The organism is Burkholderia sp. BE17 (assembly GCF_009362305.1).
Taxonomy (GTDB): Bacteria; Pseudomonadota; Gammaproteobacteria; order Burkholderiales; family Burkholderiaceae; genus Burkholderia; species Burkholderia pyrrocinia_C.
Genome location: NZ_WHNU01000003.1, coordinates 59,479 through 75,178, shown reverse-complemented (window position 1 = coordinate 75,178; position 15,700 = coordinate 59,479). Strand labels below are relative to the sequence as shown.

Here is a 15,700-nt window from a genome sequence, read left to right as displayed (position 1 = left end):
CCGGCGCGGCGTGGCGAAGGACGTGACGTTGCGGGTTTCGGGGCGGGAAGGAGATTTGTTCGCGGCGGCGGAATCGATACCGGTGGCCGGCTGTTCTGTAAGGGGATATTTACATAGTCGACGCTGCACTGCCTCGCTATGCCGCCGCCCGCACCTGTGACAAACGAAGCTGAAAGGTAACAGTCGGTCACGGCACGGCAACCGGGCGTCAGGCCCGGTATACTTTGCTCCACCGGCCGATGCAAAGAGCCGGTCGTTTTTTCCCATTGAGTGCGATATCCGTATGAAACGTCATCTGTTTGCTTTCGTCGCGGCCGCCGCCGTGTCGGTTTCCGCTTTTGCGCAGAGCGCGCCGGTCGATATCGTCCGCAACGCGGTCGAGGGCACCGTCACCGCGATGAAGGCCGATCCGGCCGCACGCGGCGGTGACATGGCGAAGGTCACGCAGGTCGTCGAGCAGCGCTTCCTGCCCGCGACCAACTTCGAGCGCACGACCCGCATCGCCGTCGGCGACGCGTGGAAGCAGGCGACGCCGGATCAGCAACAGGAGCTGTACAAGCAGTTCAGGCTGCTGATGACGCGCACCTACGCCGCGTCGCTCGCGCAGTTGGGCAGCCAGGACGCGAAGTTCTCGTTCAAGGCCGGCGGCGCGTCGGGCGCCGACGCGCTCGTGCAGTCGACGGTGACGACGCCGGGCGACAGCCAGTCGGTCGGCTATCGTCTCGGCAAGGTCGGCAACGACTGGAAGATCTACGACATCGACATGTCGGGCGCGTGGCTGATCCAGGTCTACCAGGGCCAGTTCAAGAGCCAGCTCGCGTCGGGCGGGATCGCCGGGCTGATCGCGTATCTGCAGAAGCATAATTCGCGGACGAACTGACGGGGCCGCTGCGCGGTCCGCAGTCCGGATGCATCAAGGGCGCCTTCTGAACTGCTATAGAAATCCTGGACAGAAATGAGTGTTAGTGTTTCGGAGCAATTTTCCCAATGCGAGCGGGAGGTTGGCGATGAAACGCAAACAGTACTCGGTGGAGCAGATCGTGCGCGGCGCATTCGCGGCCGGAATGGCCGTGGTCGATCAATCCTCATGCGCATCGCGATAATCGCGGCGATTGCCGAGAGAATGGCAGTCAGCCCACCCCATCCGACGAAGAACGCATTCGCGATTTCGGGACTTGTATCGAAGAGATTGCCCTTGCCATGCAGTACGAATGTTCCGTAAGCGTGGAGTGCCCCCAACAGATCAACGTCGCCAAGATGCCGCCTGAAAATGAGCTTGCGATAACGACAACGATCATCAATTGGAGACGCGGGGTGAGGATCATGATGCGATGTCGGATGCCTTCCAGCGCTCATGCAATCGAGTCATCGAATCACATATGATGCGATATAGATCAGCATCGTTGGGATAGCCAAGGTGATCAAGGAAGACGCCACTTTTTGTGGCGTAGTGTGGCGGCGGCCGATTCTCCAGCCTGCGAAAGCGAATGCAAGCGATGGTCCGATCAGAAACCCGATGAGCAGAACGGTAATCGGCCACGGAGGTGAGCAGAGATCGATTTCACGGCAGTCATCCTGACCGAACGGCAGCCGCAAACCGGTGTGAATCTGCCAATCGATCCGGCTTCCAATCCAGAGTGCGAACCAAGTCGTGATCAGGCCTACGATCCAGTATGCGAGCGAGAATCCAGTGCGCTTCACCTGATCTCCCAGAAAAGGATGGTTTTCGATTTTGCCAGATCGGAATAGCCGACGTCCGCGAGAGGAATCTGTAGGCTGGATATCCCGATTCGTCGGCCTATCGAGGCGAAGAGACCTCTCGTACTGGATACTGGGAGACGAGCGCCATTCCAGAGATCGATATGTCCGCCGCTTAAGTCGTTGGCAGCGTCTCCCTGTTGTTGCCAGTATCCGAAGAAGAAAATGATACCGGTTCGGCCTCTGACCTTGTTTTCCCAATCGGCACCCGTCACGTTTTCCGGAGCAGGCAGTCCTGCCATCGGACGCAGTTTCAACCACTCCGCAAACTCGTATGCGCGTGTGGCTGTCGATTTGCCATTGATGAGCAGGCGTCCCAGCGTCGGTTTGCCTGGCATCGGTCGAACCCGCTTCTGCGAAAACGACTTCATCTCGATACCGACGTTGTGCAGTGTCACGCTCATCCGGATCGCGCATTGGTTCCGGTACTGTCCGTTTGGATCATCGTACGGGTTTCCGTGAGCATAGTTGTTCCAGAGCTCGGAAAATGTCACGGACCTCAACTCGACTTCCTTGTGCGATTTCGGCACGGCAGTCGTCTTCACGGCTGTCTTTTAGTTCGGCATTACGCGTCCCCGTCCATTCGTGCGAGGGCTTCGTCGCCCCAGTAGACAACGTATTCATCCTCGTTTGCGGTATGAATGCGAGGCAAATACCCGTTATCGTCGAGTTGGCCGGAGTGGATGCGTCCGTCCGACGTTTCGATAACGTACGGATAGCCTGTCGATGCGCCACTTCCAATGGCGTGAACGGATTCGTCGTAAGTGCTCGCGATTACGGACACAACGCCCCCTTCCCGATTTTTTCCGGAGGCAACTACGCCGGCTGTTTCCGCCATGTCGTCACACCATGACTCGCCAGCGAGCGTTGCCTTGATGCGCGGCGGCGTCGGGCAGCGGCATAAGACGATGTCTCCGTCGGCGGCTGTTTCACCCATGAAATTGAGGCGCCGAGGTCCGCCGGCCTTGGCAATTTGCCCGGTGCTTTTACATGCATCGCAGAACGCGAGCCCGCCGATCAGCGCAACCTGGTGGCCGGTATGCCCGAATTCGAATGTCGGTCCCGCGTAGGCAAGAATGCTCCCCCCGGTTTCCAGCGCGTCACCGACAACCGCGATACGGCGCATCATGATTTCTCTCCCCGGTTCCGGTCGCCAACGCATGTTGGCGATACCGCGTGCCGCGTGAACACGTCGCTCGCCGTGGCAAGCGAAAGGATTCCATCGACCCGGGGAGAGGTCGATTGGACGAGTATGAAATTTGGACGACGAATTGCGAGGCGCCGACGCCATCGGCGCGCGGCCCTACCGCCGCCGATGCTCGACCGCGAACTTGATCAGCTCGGCCTGCCCTTCGATCTCGAGCTTGCGCTTCAGATTGAGCCGGTGCGTTTCGACCGTGCGCACCGACAGCCCCGTCTGCTGCGCGATCTGCTTGCTCGACAGCCCCTCGGCCAGCGCATCGAGAATGTCGCGTTCGCGCGGCGTCAGGCGATCGAGCGGCGACGCGGTCGCACTTGCGTGAATCATCCGCGCGGCGAGCCCTTCGCTGAAGAACGTCTGGCCGGCCAGCACGGCGCCGATCGCGCGGACGATCTCGCTCGCGGGCGAATCCTTCAGCAGGTAGCCGCTCGCGCCGGCACGCACGGCCTGCGTCACGTATTCGAGGTTGTCGTGCATCGACAGCATCAGCACGCGGATGCCGGGAAAGCGCTCATGGAACACGCCCGCGAGCGTGATGCCGTTCATCCCGTTCATGCCGACGTCCATCAGCGCGAGATCGGGTTCGAGCGACGTGGCGAGCGCGAGCGCCTCGTCTGCGTTGCCGGCCTCGCCGACCACGGACAGGTCGGCCGCTTCGAGCCGCATCCGCAAGCCGTCGCGCACGAGCGGGTGATCGTCGACGAGCAGCAGTCGGGCGGCGGGCCGGGCGGTGTCGGGGGCGCTCATGCGTGACAGGTCTCCTGTTATGGGGTGTGTTTTCACGCGGCGCTGCGCAGCGGCACGCGCGCGGCGACGATCGTGTGGCCGACCTGCGACGTGATCGTCAGCATGCCGCCGAGCGCGTCGAGGCGCTCGCGCATGTTGCGCAGGCCGATGCCGCGGCGCACGTCGGCCTGCGAACGTTCGGCATCGAAGCCGCAGCCGTTGTCGGCGATGATCAGCGTGACGGATTGGGCGCCGACGTCGAGCGTGACGGCCGCGCGCGTCGCCTGCGCATGATGCACGATGTTGCTGAGCGCTTCCTGCGCGATCCGGAACAGCGCGGTGTTGACGGCCGCGGGCAGCGGCCGCGTGCCGCTGTGCGCGACCTGCGTATAGCCGATGTCGATGCCGCTTTCGGCGCCGAGCTCGCGGACGAGCTGCTCGAGCGCGGCCGCGAGCCCGAGATCGTCGAGCATCGACGGACGCAGCGCATGCGAGATGCGTCGCACTTCGCGCAGCGTATCGCCGAGCCGCCCGACGCCCGACACGAGCGCCTGCTCCGCCTCGGGCACGCGCGACGTGCCGCGTTCGAAGCGCGCGAGCGCGGATTCGAGCATCAGCTTCGCGGACACCATCATCTGGCTGATCCCGTCGTGCAGTTCGCGCGACAGCCGCGCGCGCTCCTGCTCCTGCGATTCGACGACGCGCTGCGCGAGCAGCTTGAGCTTCGCGTCGGCGCTGCGCGACTCGCTGACGTTCAGCACCAGCGCGCACACGGCGATCGCCGCCGCGCCGGTGAGCGCGATCGCGGTGAGCCAGCTCATCGTGCGCTCGATGTTCGCGGACGCGCGTGCGTCGATGCGCTGCAGCGCGGTGTCGACGTCGTCGAGATAGATGCCCGTGCCGACCATCCAGCCCCAGCGTTCGAGCGCGACGACGTAGCCGAGCTTCGGCGCGACGCGGCCCGTCGACGGCCGCTGCCATGCGTAGCGAACGTAGCCGCCGCCGTGCGACGCCGCGCCGATCAGCTTCTGGATCGTCAGCGCGCCCTGCGGATCGCGCATCGACCAGAAGTTGTGACCGACGCGCTCGGGCTCGCGCGGATGCATCAGCGAATTGCCGTGTAGGTCGTACACGAAGAAGTAGCCGTCGGGCCCGAAATCCATCTTCTGCAGCATCGCGAGCGCCTGCGTGCGCAGCAGCGCGTCGTCGCGCGCATTGCGGCCGCTCGCGTCGTAGAGCGGCATGATCGCGCTCGTCGCGAGCTCGACGTAGTGCTTCAGCTCGACTTCCTTGCTCGACAGGTACGCAGCCTGGATCGTCGCGTGCTGCGTGCGCGCGAGCGACGTCGCCTGCTGGCGCACGCCGAAGCCGATGCCGGCGATCGCGAGCAGGAACGGCACGATGGCCAGAAGGAAGATCTTTGCCTTGAGTCTCATGGTGGTGCGAGGCAGCGCGGGCCGGTGCGGCCAGCCGGGCGCGTCAGCCGCGCGGCGGCACGGTGGCGTATCGAGCCGACATTGTCGGCGATTTTGCACGCGGGCGGCTGCGACCGGGCGGCCGCCCCGCCGCGGCTCAGGTGGCCGGGCGCTCAGGCCCGCCGCGACTCGAGATGGTCGGGAGACGCGGGCGTCAGTACGACGATGCGGTCGCGGCCGCCTTCCTTCGCGCGATACAGCGCATCGTCGGCGAGCTTCAGCGCGGCCTGCATGTCGTCGTCGAGTTCGGGATAGCTCGTCGTCACGCCGATGCTGACCGTCAGGCGGCCGGCCGCGCCGGCGTCGTGCCGGATGCCGAGATCGAGGACGCCCGTGCGGATCGTCTCGGCGATCGTCACCGCGCCGTCCGTGTCGACGTCGGGCAGCACCACGACGAACTCCTCGCCGCCGTAGCGCGCCGCATAGTCGGCCGGGCGGCGCAGGCAGCCGCTGATGCAATGGCCGACCGCGGCGAGCGCGTCGTCGCCGGCCTGGTGGCCCTGCGTGTCGTTGTAGCGCTTGAAGTAATCGACGTCGATGAACAGCAGCGACAGCGCATGCTGCGAGCGCGCGGCGCGGCGCCATTCGCGCGCGAGCGTGACGTCGAGCATCCGGCGGTTGTCGAGGCCCGTGAGGCCGTCGGTGCGCGCGAGCGCCTGCAGCTCGGTTTCCGCGCGATGGCGCTTGCGCAGCTGCACGTCGAGCAGCAGAGACAGGCCGACGAAGCCGATCGCGAGCGCGACCATCGCGGAGCCGATCGGAATCGCACGGTCGTACCACGCGGCGTAGGTGTCCGCTTCCGAGCGCGCGACCATGACGATGAGCGGCAGGTGATCGAGGTGCCGGAACACGTACAGGCGTCGTACGCCGTCGATCGTCGCGGTGTCGGCGAAGCTGCCTTCGCTGGCGGTCATGAAATGCCGGAACGTGCTGGCGCGGCTGATGTCGCGGCCGACGATCTTCGGGTCGTACGGTTCGCGCGCGAGCATCAGGCCGCGCGTGTTGATCAGCGCGACCGAGCCGCGGTCGCCGAGCGACAGGCGCGAGAACAGGTTCTGGAAATATTCGAGCCGGATCGACATCACCGCGACGCCGCCGAACGACCCGTCGGGCTTCGTGATCCGCCGGCTGAGCGCGATGCTCGGCGAGCCGCCGCGCAGCCGCGAATGGTACGGGTTGCTCACGTACAGGCCGACGTCGGGGTGGTCGCGGTGGATGGTGAAATACGGCTCGTCGCCGAAGTTGGCCTTGCGCGGCACGTCGCTCATGCCGTCGACCGCGATGTCGCCCTTTGCGTCGAGCACGTAGATGCCGCCGAGGTACTTGGCCGTCGTCGCGCGGTCGAACAGCACCTGGCGGCGCAGCGGCATCGGCAGCGCAATGACCGCGGGGTCGTTCGCGCCTTCGACGACGGCCTGCAGCGACAGCGAATAGATTTCGATGTTGCGCTCGATGTCCCACGACGCCATCAGCGCGAGGTTTTGCTGCATCGTGCGCGAGCGGTCGCGCGCGTCGATGCGGCCTTCATACAGCAGGACCCCGCACAGGAGCAGCAGGACCAGCGCGATCAGCAGCCCCGTATAGAAGATCAGGTGCGGCAGCAGGAACCGGCGCAAATGAGCGGCGACACGGCTTGTCCGGCCGGGTTCGCTGGGCATTGCGTAGTCGGTTTCTGCCATGGTCCGTGGATCGATGGGCATCGTCGCCAGGCGGCGGGCCGATGCGATTGTTCGTATGACGTGTCGGCAGCGATCCGATGCGCGGCCCTTCCGGCGCCTCTTTCTCTCCCGGCGGAGAAAATGGACACCGATTATCGGTAATCGCAGCCAGATATACCGGTAAATCCTGAATTCATTGGTGGCATCTGCCGCGATTCTACGATCCGACGAATCGGGCGGAGCGGATTCAACGGAGTATAACGCGCGCATTCGTGTGCGCGGAAAATGTTGCGACCCGTTGATCCGGGTCAAATTACGGTGAAATCCCGGGCTTGCCAATATCGGGAAGATCGTTGCTGTGCAAGGCTTTGCTTCGAGGCGGGTGCGGGTGCGCGGCGCACGGCCGCCGATTCCGGCAGTTTAACGGCCGGCGCATGCGAAACGTGAAAGCGCGCGATATGCGCCGATTATCGGTTTCAACATACCGTTTCAACGGTCGTGCGACCGTAAAAATGAAAACGGGCGGCCATGAAGGCCGCCCGTTTCGTGAAGCCGGCATACGGGCTCCCGGTGTACGGATTCCCGGCGTACGGGCCCCCTGCATGCGGGGCGGGCCCCGCATGCGCATGCTCAGGCGCCGTGCTGTTGCGCCTTGAACGCGAGCCGGAACCGGTGCAGCAGCGGCTCGGTATAGCCGCTCGGCTGCGACGTGCCCTGCAGCGCGAGCGCGCACGCGGCCTTGAACGCGGTCGACTGGTCGTAGCCGGGCGCCATCGGGCGATAGTTCGGGTCGCCGGCGTTCTGCTGGTCGACGACGCGCGCCATCCGCTTGAACACGTCGAGCACGAAGGCCTCGGTGATCACGCCGTGGCGCAGCCAGTTCGCGATGTGCTGGCTCGAAATGCGCAGCGTCGCGCGGTCTTCCATCAGGCCGACGTCGTGGATGTCCGGCACCTTCGAGCAGCCGACACCCTGTTCGACCCAGCGCACGACGTAGCCGAGGATGCCCTGCGCGTTGTTCTCGACCTCGTGCAGGATCTCGTCTTCGCTCCATTCGGCGCGCTCGACGACCGGCACGGTCAGCAGGCCTTCGAGCAGCGTGTCGCGCTCGCTCGCGTACGGCGTCTTTTCGAGCGCCTGCTGGACGGCCTGCACGTCGACGAGGTGGTAGTGCAGCGCGTGCAGCGTCGCGGCGGTCGGCGACGGCACCCACGCGGTGTTCGCACCCGCGCGCGGATGCGCGATCTTCTGCTCGAGCATCGCGTGCATCAGGTCCGGCATCGCCCACATGCCCTTGCCGATCTGCGCGCGGCCGCGCAGGCCGGCCGACAGGCCCGCGAGCACGTTGTTACGCTCGTACGACGTGATCCAGGCCGACGACTTCATGTCGCCCTTGCGGATCATCGGGCCCGCTTCCATCGCGGTGTGCATCTCGTCGCCGGTGCGGTCGAGGAAGCCGGTGTTGATGAACGCGACCCGCGCGGCGGCCGCCGCGATGCACGCGGCGAGGTTCACGCTGGTGCGGCGCTCCTCGTCCATGATGCCCATCTTCAGCGTGTTGCGCGGCAGGCCGTACAGATCCTCGATGCGCGCGAACAGCGTATCGGCGAACGCGACTTCGACCGGGCCGTGCATCTTCGGCTTCACGATGTAGATCGAGCCCGTGCGCGAGTTACGCTTCGCCTTCAGGTCGTGCAGCGCGCACAGCGTCGTGACGACGCCGTCGAGGATCCCTTCCGGAATCTCGTTGCCGTCGCGGTCGAGCACCGCGCCGTTGGTCATCAGGTGGCCGACGTTGCGCACGAACAGCAGCGAGCGGCCGTGCAGCGACAGCGTGCCGCCGGCCGGCGTCGTGTACTCGCGGTCGGCGTTCAGGCGGCGCGTGAAACGCTTGCCGCCCTTCGCGACTTCCTCGACCAGCGTGCCCTGCATCAGGCCGAGCCAGTTGCGGTAGAGCTGGACCTTGTCGTCGGCGTCGACCGCCGCGACCGAATCCTCGCAGTCGATGATCGTGCTGACCGCGGCTTCGAGCACGACGTCCTTCACGTTCGCGAGATCGGCGCGGCCGATCGGCGTCGATGCGTCGATCTGGATCTCGATGTGCAGGCCGTTGTGCTTCAGCAGGATCGCTGACGGTGCGTCGGCCGTGCCCTGGTAGCCGACGAACTGCGTCGGCTGCGCGAGATGCACGACACCCTTCCCGGTTTCGACGGCGAGCTGGCCGTCCTGCACGCGGTAGCGCAGCGCATCGCGGTGCGAGCCGCTCGCGAGCGGCGCCGCGTTGTCGAGCACGTCGCGCGCATAGTCGATCACGCGCTGACCGCGCGTCGGGTTGTAGGTCGCGGTGCGTTCGGCGCCGCCGTCCTCGGGCAGCGCGTCGGTGCCGTACAGCGCGTCGTACAGGCTGCCCCAGCGGGCGTTCGCGGCGTTCAGCGCGTAGCGCGCGTTCGACAGCGGCACGACGAGTTGCGGGCCGGCCTGCGTGGCGATCTCGCTGTCGACGTTCGCGGTGGCTGCCGCGACGTTCGACGGGACCGGCACGAGGTAGCCGATTTTTTCGAGGAACGCGCGATAAGCGGCATGGTCGCGTACCGGGCCGGGGTGCGCGCGATGCCACGCGTCGAGTTCCTGCTGCAGGCGGTCGCGTTCCGCGAGCAGTTCGCGGTTGCGCGGCGCCAGATCGTGCACCAGGGCCGAGAAACCGCTCCAGAACGCGGCCTTGTCGATGCCGGTGCCCGGCAGCGCTTCGTTTTCAATGAACTGGCTCAGCGCTGGCGCGACTTGCAGTCCTGCTTGGTCGATCATCGTGATTCCTCCCGGGGAATGAAAAACGCGCGCGCGTTGGCTGGCTATGCCACGACGCTTTGTGTACCGGCGCGGGCGATCTGCGCGTCCTGTTCGGACTTTACGCCAGACACACCGATCGCGCCTGCGATCCGGCCGTCGACCGTGATCGGCACGCCGCCTTCGAGCAACCCCGTCAGCGGCGCGCTCAGAAACGCGGTGCGGCCACCGTTGATCATATCCTCATACGCCTTCGTCTCGCGACGGCCGAGCGCCGCCGCGCGCGCCTTGTCCTGCGCGATGGTCGCGCTGGCCGGCGATGCGCCGTCCAGCCGCGCGAACGCGAGCAGGTGGCCGCCGTCGTCGACGACGGCGATCGACACGGCCCAGCCGTGGCGTTCCGCTTCCGTGCGGGCGGCGGCGAGCATGCGGTCGGCATCGGCGAGTTCGAGTTCGGGTTTCGTCTGCATGGATGTCCTCCGGAACCAGATCAGTTGACGAGCCGGTTGTCGACGAGCTCGATCCAGTGGCGCACGGGCGTGCGGCCCGCGCCGTTCAGGTGAGTCTGGCAGCCGACGTTGGCCGTGACAATCAGGTCCGGCCGCGCGGCTTCCAGCGCGTCGAGCTTGTTGTCGCGCAGTTTCGTCGCGAGTTCGGGCTGCGTCAGCGAATACGTGCCGGCCGAGCCGCAGCACAGATGGCCGTCGGCGACATTCGTCAGATCGAAGCCGAGCCGCGTCAGGATGCTTTCGACCGCGCCGCCGAGACGCTGCGCGTGTTGCAGCGTGCACGGGCAGTGGACCGCGACGCGGCGTGGCGTCGCATCGGCCAGCGCATCGAGCGGCTCGGCCGCGATCACCTCGGCGAGATCGCGCGCGAGTGCGCTGACGCGCCGCGCCTTCTCCGCATAGACGGGGTCGGAGCGCAGCAGGTCGCCGTATTCCTTGACGAATGCGCCGCAGCCGCTCGCCGTCAGCACGATCGCTTCCGCGCCGGCTTCGATCGCGGGCCACCATGCGTCGATGTTGCGGCGTGCGCGGGCGAGGCCCGCGTCCTGTGCGTTCAGGTGATATTCGGTCGCACCGCAGCAGCCGGCCTCGCGCGCCGGGCTCACGCTGATGCCGAGCCGGTCGAGCACGCGCGCGGCGGCCGCATTGGTGTTCGGCGACAGCGCGGGCTGCACGCAGCCCTCGAGCATCAGCACGCGCCGCGCGTGACGCACGGCCGGGCGCGGTGCGGCCGCGGGCACGGCGGCCGGGATCTTGTCCTGCAGCGCGCCGGGCAGCAGCGGGCGCAGCGCGCGGCCCGCCTTCAGCAATGCGGCGAACGTCGCCGGGCGCGGCACGACGTGCCGCAGCCCCGCGCGCAGCAGGCGCTCGCGCGCGGGACGCTGCGCGCGCTTCTCGGCTTCCGCGCGGCCGATGTCGAGCAGCGTGTGGTAGCGCACGCCGGACGGGCAGGTCGTCTCGCAGTTGCGGCAGGTCAGGCAGCGGTCGAGATGCTGCTGCGTGCGCTCGCCGCACGGCTCGCCTTCGAGCAGTTGCTTGATCAGGTAGATGCGGCCGCGCGGCCCGTCGAGCTCGTTGCCGAGCACCTGGTAGGTCGGGCAGGTCGCATTGCAGAAGCCGCAGTGCACGCACGCGCGCAGGATCGCTTCCGCTTCGTCGGCCCGGGCGAGGGCCTTGCTTGCTTCACTGAGATTGGTTTGCATCGGCGGGTCGCTTCGAAGGTCAGAGGTCGGCGTACAGGCGCCCGGGATTGAAAATCGCGTGCGGGTCGAGCTGCGCCTTGAGCTGCCGGTGCACGCGCAGCAGTGCGCTCGGCAGCGGCTGGAACGGCTCGTGTGTCGTGCCCGGCGTGAAGCAGGTCGCGTGGCCGCCCCATTGCGCGGCGAGCCGCTGCACGTCGGCCGGCGCGGCATCGCTCTTCAGCCAGCGCTGTGCACCGCCCCAGTCGGCGAGCAGCGCGCTGGGCAACGCGTCGAGCGGTGCGGCGGCCGGCACCGACACGCGCCACAGCGGGCGCGGATCGTCGAAGAACGGCAGCGCGAGATCGCGCAGCCGTGCCCAGAACGCGTCGCCGGCGTCGTCCATCCGGTCGCCGCCGATCGTGTCGCGCGCGGCCTTCACCGAGCCCTCGCCGCCTTCGATCCGCACGCGCAGCACACCGTCGGCGTGGCATGCGCCCGCGAGCGGCAGCCCCGCGCGCCGCCACGCGGCGACGCGCTGCACGGCTTCGCCGGCAGCGAGCGGCAACGCCAGATCGCCCGTCGCGCGCGGCTTCGGCAGCACCTTCAGCGACACCTCGGTCACGACGCCGAGGCAGCCGAAGCTGCCGGCGAGCAGCCGCGATACGTCGTAGCCCGCGACGTTCTTCATCACCTCGCCGCCGAAGCGCAGGTGCTTCGCGTGGCCGGTGATCACGCGGCAGCCGAGCACGAAGTCGCGCACCGCGCCGGCCCAGGGGCGGCGCGGCCCCGACAGCGCCGCCGCGAACATACCGCCGACCGTCGCCGCGCCGCCGAACGCGGGCGGCTCGCACGGCAGCATCTGGCCGGCCGAGTCGAGCATCGCTTCGAGATCGGCGAGCGGCGTGCCCGCGCGTGCGGTGACGACGAGCTCGGTCGGGTCGTACGCGACGACGCCGCGATGCGTGCGCACGTCGAGCGTGCGGCCTTCGACGGGGCGGCCGAGGAAAGCCTTGGTGCCGGCGCCGCGGACGTGCAGCGGCTGGCGGTCGCGGAGTGCGGCGTCGACCTGTGCGACGAGCGCCGCGCTGTCGTCGATCGATTCGATTTCGCGTCGCATCAGAAGCGCTCCAGTTCGGGAAACGGCAGCTTGCCGTGATGGACGTGCATCGCGCCGAATTCGGCGCAGCGGTGCAGCGTCGGGATGTTCTTGCCGGGATTGAGCAGCCCCTGCGGATCGAACGCGGCCTTCACCGCGTGGAAGAACGTGATTTCGTCGGCGTTGAACTGCACGCACATCTGGTTGATCTTCTCGCGCCCGACACCGTGCTCGCCGGTGATGCTGCCGCCCGCGGCGACGCACAGCTCGAGGATCCGGCCGCCGAGCGCTTCCGCGCGGTCGAGCTCGCCGGGCCGGTTCGCGTCGAACAGGATCAGCGGGTGCATGTTGCCGTCGCCCGCATGGAACACGTTCGCGACCGGCAGCCCGTATTCGGCGGACAGCGCGGCGATCCCTTCGAGCACGCGCGGCAGCTCGCGGCGCGGGATCGTGCCGTCCATGCAGTAGTAGTCGGGCGACATGCGGCCGACCGCGGGGAACGCATTCTTGCGGCCGGCCCAGAAGCGCTGGCGCTCGGCCTCGTCGCGTGCGACGCGGATCTCGGTTGCGCCCGCGTCGCGCAGCAGCGCGGCGACGCGTTCGGCGTCCTCGTCGACGTCGCTTGCCGCGCCGTCGAGTTCGCACAGCAGGATCGCCTGCGCATCGACCGGGTAGCCCGCGTGAATGAAATCCTCGGCCGCGCGGATCGCGAGGTTGTCCATCATCTCGAGGCCGCCCGGAATCACGCCCGCGCCGATGATTCGCGCGACCGCCGCGCCGGCCTCGGCGACGTCGTCGAAGCTTGCCATCAGCACCTTCACGCACGGCGGTTTCGGCAGCAGCTTCACGGTGACTTCGGTGACGATGCCGAGCATCCCTTCGGAGCCGGTGAACAGCGCGAGCAGGTCGAAGCCGGGCGCATCGAGTGAATCGGCGCCGAGCGTGAGCGTGTCGCCGTCGATCGTCAGGATCTCGACCTTCAGGATGTTGTGCACCGTGAGCCCGTATTTCAGGCAGTGCACGCCGCCCGCGTTTTCGGCGACGTTGCCGCCGATCGAGCATGCGATCTGCGACGACGGATCGGGCGCGTAGTAGAGGCCGTGCGGCGCGGCCGCCTGCGAGATCGCGAGGTTGCGCACGCCGGGTTGCACGCGCGCGGTGCCGGCGTCGGGGTCGATGTCGAGAATCCGGTTGAACTTCGCCATCACGAGCAGGATGCCTTTTTCGAGCGGCATCGCGCCGCCCGACAGCCCTGTGCCCGCGCCGCGCGCCACCACCGGCACGCGGTGCGCGGCCGCGACGCGCAGCACCGCGCGCACCTGCTCGACCGTGTCGGGCAGCACGACCGCGAGCGGCACCGTGCGGTAGGCGGCGAGGCCGTCGCATTCGAACGGCTTGAGCGCCTCGCGTTCGTGCAGCACGTCGAGGCCGGGCGCCGCCGCGTGCAGCGCGGCGACGAGCGTGTCGCGGCCGACGGTCGCCAGCGGGCCGTCGATCCGTTCGTCGTAGATGAAACTCATCGGTCTGTCTCCGTCTCCACCATGCGGGCGGCCGCGCGACGCGCGACACGCCGGATGGACGGGATTCTTGGCGGGCCAGGCGCGCCTGTCCAGACGTCTTCTGCGTGGTCATACCAGTTTTTGGGCGGCCACCTGGAAGCTGCTATGGATAGAACCAGAAAACCCAATCACGACAAGGCTTCGTGCGAAAATCTCCGATATCCGTCAAAAGTGGTCGTACCAGTATGGAAATGCAGGATCGAGAAGGGCCGGCGCGGCGCGTGGCCGACGTCGTCGCCGAGCGGATCGAGAAGCTGATCGTCGACGGCGTGCTGAAGGCCGGGCAGGCGCTGCCGTCCGAACGGCGGCTGACCGAGAAGCTCGGCGTGTCGCGCACGGCCGTGCGCGAAGGAATGAAGCTGCTGCACGCGCGCGGGATCATCGACACGATGCACGGCAAGGGTTCGTTCGTCGCGAGCCTGACCCCGCAGCGCGAAATCACGCCGATGATGCATCTGCTCGGCTCGCAGCCGCGCACGCTGTACGACCTGTTCGAGGTGCGCGGGATGCTCGAGGCCGAGGCCGCGCGGCTCGCCGCGTTGCGCGGCACGCCGGCCGATTTCATCCTGATCAAGCGCCGCTACGACGAAATGACGGCGGCCGACGCGCAGGATCTCGATCCCGCCGCGCGTGCGAAGCTCGACCATGCGTTCCATCTCGCGATCTGCGAGGCGTCGCACAACCCCGTGCTCGTCAACACGCTGCAGTCGCTGACCGACCTGCTGCTCAGTTCGGTGTTCGCGTCGGTGAACAACCTCTATCACCGCGAGCCGCTGAAGAAGCAGATCGACCGGCAGCATGCGCGGCTCTACAACGCGGTCACGGGGCGGCTGCCCGAGCAGGCGCGCAAGGCCGCGAGCGAACATATCCGCCAGTGCGTCGAGTATCTGCGCGAGATCGAGCAGGAGGAGCAGCGGCTCGTGCGTTCGACGTTGCGGCTCGAAGGGTGGACGTGAGCGGGCGCCGGATCGTTCGCGCGATGATGAGAGTCAAGCAAAGTGCGTTGACGATGCGGCGCCACAATCTAATATGTCACAGTGTGATCTATTGGATGTGCGCCTCGTCATGACCTGCGCACATCCGCGCGACACGCGTTTCGAGCCGTCGAGCGTGACGCGCCGCCGATACTGAAAGGAGGATGCCGCATGTCGATTCCGACGCGTGGTGACGGGCCCGACGCCCGCGCCGTCCAGATTCCGCATGAACGCCGCACCGCGCTGCTGGCGGCGCTCGACGAACTGCTGGAGGCCGAGCGCGCGGGCGCGCGTGTCGCTTCCGAGACGGCGGCCGAGGTGACGGACGCCCCCGAACTGCATCGGCTGATCGCACATATCCGTCAGGACGAAGCACACTGGTGCGGCGTGCTCGTCGACGCGATCCGGTCGCTCGACGCGGTTCCAACGCGCGCCACCGGCGCGTTCTACGAGAAAGCGATGGCGATCGACGATCTGGCGGAGCGCATGGCGTTCCTGAATCGCGGCCAGCGCTGGGTCGTGCGCAAGCTGCAGACGTTGCTGCCGACGCTCGCCGATCGGGATATGCATCACGCGCTGTCGCTGATGCTGGTCGCACACGAGAAGAATATCGGCGCGGTGGATGTGCGCTTGCGCGGCGGCACGGGCGGGGCCTGGCCGGCGCGGTAACCGCTAGAATTGCGGTTTTGGCCCGGTACACGTCCATGTCTTTTGCCTCGCTTGGCCTGATCGAGCCGTTGCTGTGTAATCTGCGGGCCGCAATTACCAGACAGCCACGC

At 67.2% G+C, this 15,700-nt stretch carries 13 protein-coding genes and 1 pseudogene; 3 read left to right on the top strand and 11 right to left on the bottom strand.

What is annotated here, in order from left to right; genetic code table 11:
* Positions 1 to 283: 283 nt before the first annotated feature.
* Complete coding sequence (locus GD429_RS04255; RefSeq protein WP_152855823.1) at positions 284 to 880, top strand: phospholipid-binding protein MlaC; 597 nt, start codon at positions 284 to 286, stop codon at positions 878 to 880.
* 485 nt (positions 881 to 1,365) lie between these two features.
* Here GD429_RS04255 and GD429_RS04250 read toward each other — a convergent pair whose 3' ends face one another.
* The 11 genes from GD429_RS04250 to glcD form a co-directional block, all read right to left on the bottom strand.
* Entirely contained in the window at positions 1,366 to 1,701 is a 336-nt protein-coding gene (locus GD429_RS04250; protein WP_152855822.1) for a hypothetical protein, read from the bottom strand.
* The gene (locus tag GD429_RS04245; RefSeq protein WP_321574398.1) at positions 1,698 to 2,303 is read right to left on the bottom strand and encodes a type VI secretion system amidase effector protein Tae4; all 606 of its coding nucleotides are present in this window, start codon (positions 2,301 to 2,303) and stop codon (positions 1,698 to 1,700) included. Before GD429_RS04245 ends, GD429_RS04250 begins: the two co-directional genes overlap by 4 nt.
* A 20-nt stretch (positions 2,304 to 2,323) precedes the next feature.
* The gene (locus GD429_RS04240; RefSeq protein ID WP_152855821.1) at positions 2,324 to 2,887 is read right to left on the bottom strand and encodes a PAAR domain-containing protein; all 564 of its coding nucleotides are present in this window, start codon (positions 2,885 to 2,887) and stop codon (positions 2,324 to 2,326) included.
* Between the two features lie 174 nt (positions 2,888 to 3,061).
* A complete protein-coding gene (locus tag GD429_RS04235; protein ID WP_152855820.1) occupies positions 3,062 to 3,706 on the bottom strand; it encodes a response regulator in 645 nt (214 codons plus the stop codon).
* A gap of 32 nt (positions 3,707 to 3,738) precedes the next feature.
* A complete protein-coding gene (locus GD429_RS04230; protein ID WP_152855819.1) occupies positions 3,739 to 5,121 on the bottom strand; it encodes a cache domain-containing protein in 1,383 nt (460 codons plus the stop codon).
* Positions 5,122 to 5,273: 152 nt separating this feature from the next.
* A complete protein-coding gene (locus GD429_RS04225; RefSeq protein ID WP_152855818.1) occupies positions 5,274 to 6,839 on the bottom strand; it encodes a sensor domain-containing diguanylate cyclase in 1,566 nt (521 codons plus the stop codon).
* A 609-nt stretch (positions 6,840 to 7,448) separates the two neighbouring features.
* Entirely contained in the window at positions 7,449 to 9,623 is a 2,175-nt protein-coding gene (locus GD429_RS04220; RefSeq protein ID WP_152855817.1) for a malate synthase G, read from the bottom strand.
* A gap of 44 nt (positions 9,624 to 9,667) precedes the next feature.
* Positions 9,668 to 10,072 carry a GlcG/HbpS family heme-binding protein gene (locus GD429_RS04215; protein ID WP_152855816.1) on the bottom strand — a complete coding sequence of 135 codons (405 nt, stop codon included), beginning with the start codon at positions 10,070 to 10,072 and terminating at the stop codon, positions 9,668 to 9,670.
* A gap of 20 nt (positions 10,073 to 10,092) precedes the next feature.
* Positions 10,093 to 11,313 carry a glycolate oxidase subunit GlcF gene (gene glcF / locus GD429_RS04210; RefSeq protein WP_152855815.1) on the bottom strand — a complete coding sequence of 407 codons (1,221 nt, stop codon included), beginning with the start codon at positions 11,311 to 11,313 and terminating at the stop codon, positions 10,093 to 10,095.
* A gap of 19 nt (positions 11,314 to 11,332) precedes the next feature.
* On the bottom strand, positions 11,333 to 12,409 hold the full coding sequence (glcE, locus tag GD429_RS04205) for a glycolate oxidase subunit GlcE (RefSeq protein WP_152855814.1): 1,077 nt from the start codon (positions 12,407 to 12,409) through the stop codon (positions 11,333 to 11,335).
* On the bottom strand, positions 12,409 to 13,908 hold the full coding sequence (glcD, locus tag GD429_RS04200) for a glycolate oxidase subunit GlcD (RefSeq protein WP_152855813.1): 1,500 nt from the start codon (positions 13,906 to 13,908) through the stop codon (positions 12,409 to 12,411). Before glcD ends, glcE begins: the two co-directional genes overlap by 1 nt.
* A 224-nt stretch (positions 13,909 to 14,132) precedes the next feature.
* Here glcD and glcC point away from each other — a divergent pair, with 224 nt between their 5' ends.
* A complete protein-coding gene (gene glcC / locus GD429_RS04195) occupies positions 14,133 to 14,903 on the top strand; it encodes a transcriptional regulator GlcC (protein ID WP_152855812.1) in 771 nt (256 codons plus the stop codon).
* Positions 14,904 to 15,029: 126 nt separating this feature from the next.
* A pseudogene (locus tag GD429_RS04190) lies at positions 15,030 to 15,590 on the top strand (DUF6306 domain-containing protein); the annotation flags it as partial.
* Positions 15,591 to 15,700 lie beyond the last annotated feature (110 nt).

Excerpts from the sequence above, each read along its gene's own strand:
- GD429_RS04255 (WP_152855823.1), top strand. The coding sequence starts at position 284 with ATGAAACGTCATCTGTTTGCTTTCGTCGCGGCCGCCGCCGTGTCGGTT.
- GD429_RS04240 (WP_152855821.1), bottom strand. The coding sequence starts at position 2,887 with ATGATGCGCCGTATCGCGGTTGTCGGTGACGCGCTGGAAACCGGGGGG.
- GD429_RS04235 (WP_152855820.1), bottom strand. The coding sequence starts at position 3,706 with ATGAGCGCCCCCGACACCGCCCGGCCCGCCGCCCGACTGCTGCTCGTC.
- GD429_RS04230 (WP_152855819.1), bottom strand. The coding sequence starts at position 5,121 with ATGAGACTCAAGGCAAAGATCTTCCTTCTGGCCATCGTGCCGTTCCTG.
- GD429_RS04225 (WP_152855818.1), bottom strand. The coding sequence starts at position 6,839 with ATGGCAGAAACCGACTACGCAATGCCCAGCGAACCCGGCCGGACAAGC.
- GD429_RS04220 (WP_152855817.1), bottom strand. The coding sequence starts at position 9,623 with ATGATCGACCAAGCAGGACTGCAAGTCGCGCCAGCGCTGAGCCAGTTC.
- GD429_RS04215 (WP_152855816.1), bottom strand. The coding sequence starts at position 10,072 with ATGCAGACGAAACCCGAACTCGAACTCGCCGATGCCGACCGCATGCTC.
- glcF (WP_152855815.1), bottom strand. The coding sequence starts at position 11,313 with ATGCAAACCAATCTCAGTGAAGCAAGCAAGGCCCTCGCCCGGGCCGAC.
- glcE (WP_152855814.1), bottom strand. The coding sequence starts at position 12,409 with ATGCGACGCGAAATCGAATCGATCGACGACAGCGCGGCGCTCGTCGCA.
- glcD (WP_152855813.1), bottom strand. The coding sequence starts at position 13,908 with ATGAGTTTCATCTACGACGAACGGATCGACGGCCCGCTGGCGACCGTC.
- glcC (WP_152855812.1), top strand. The coding sequence starts at position 14,133 with ATGGAAATGCAGGATCGAGAAGGGCCGGCGCGGCGCGTGGCCGACGTC.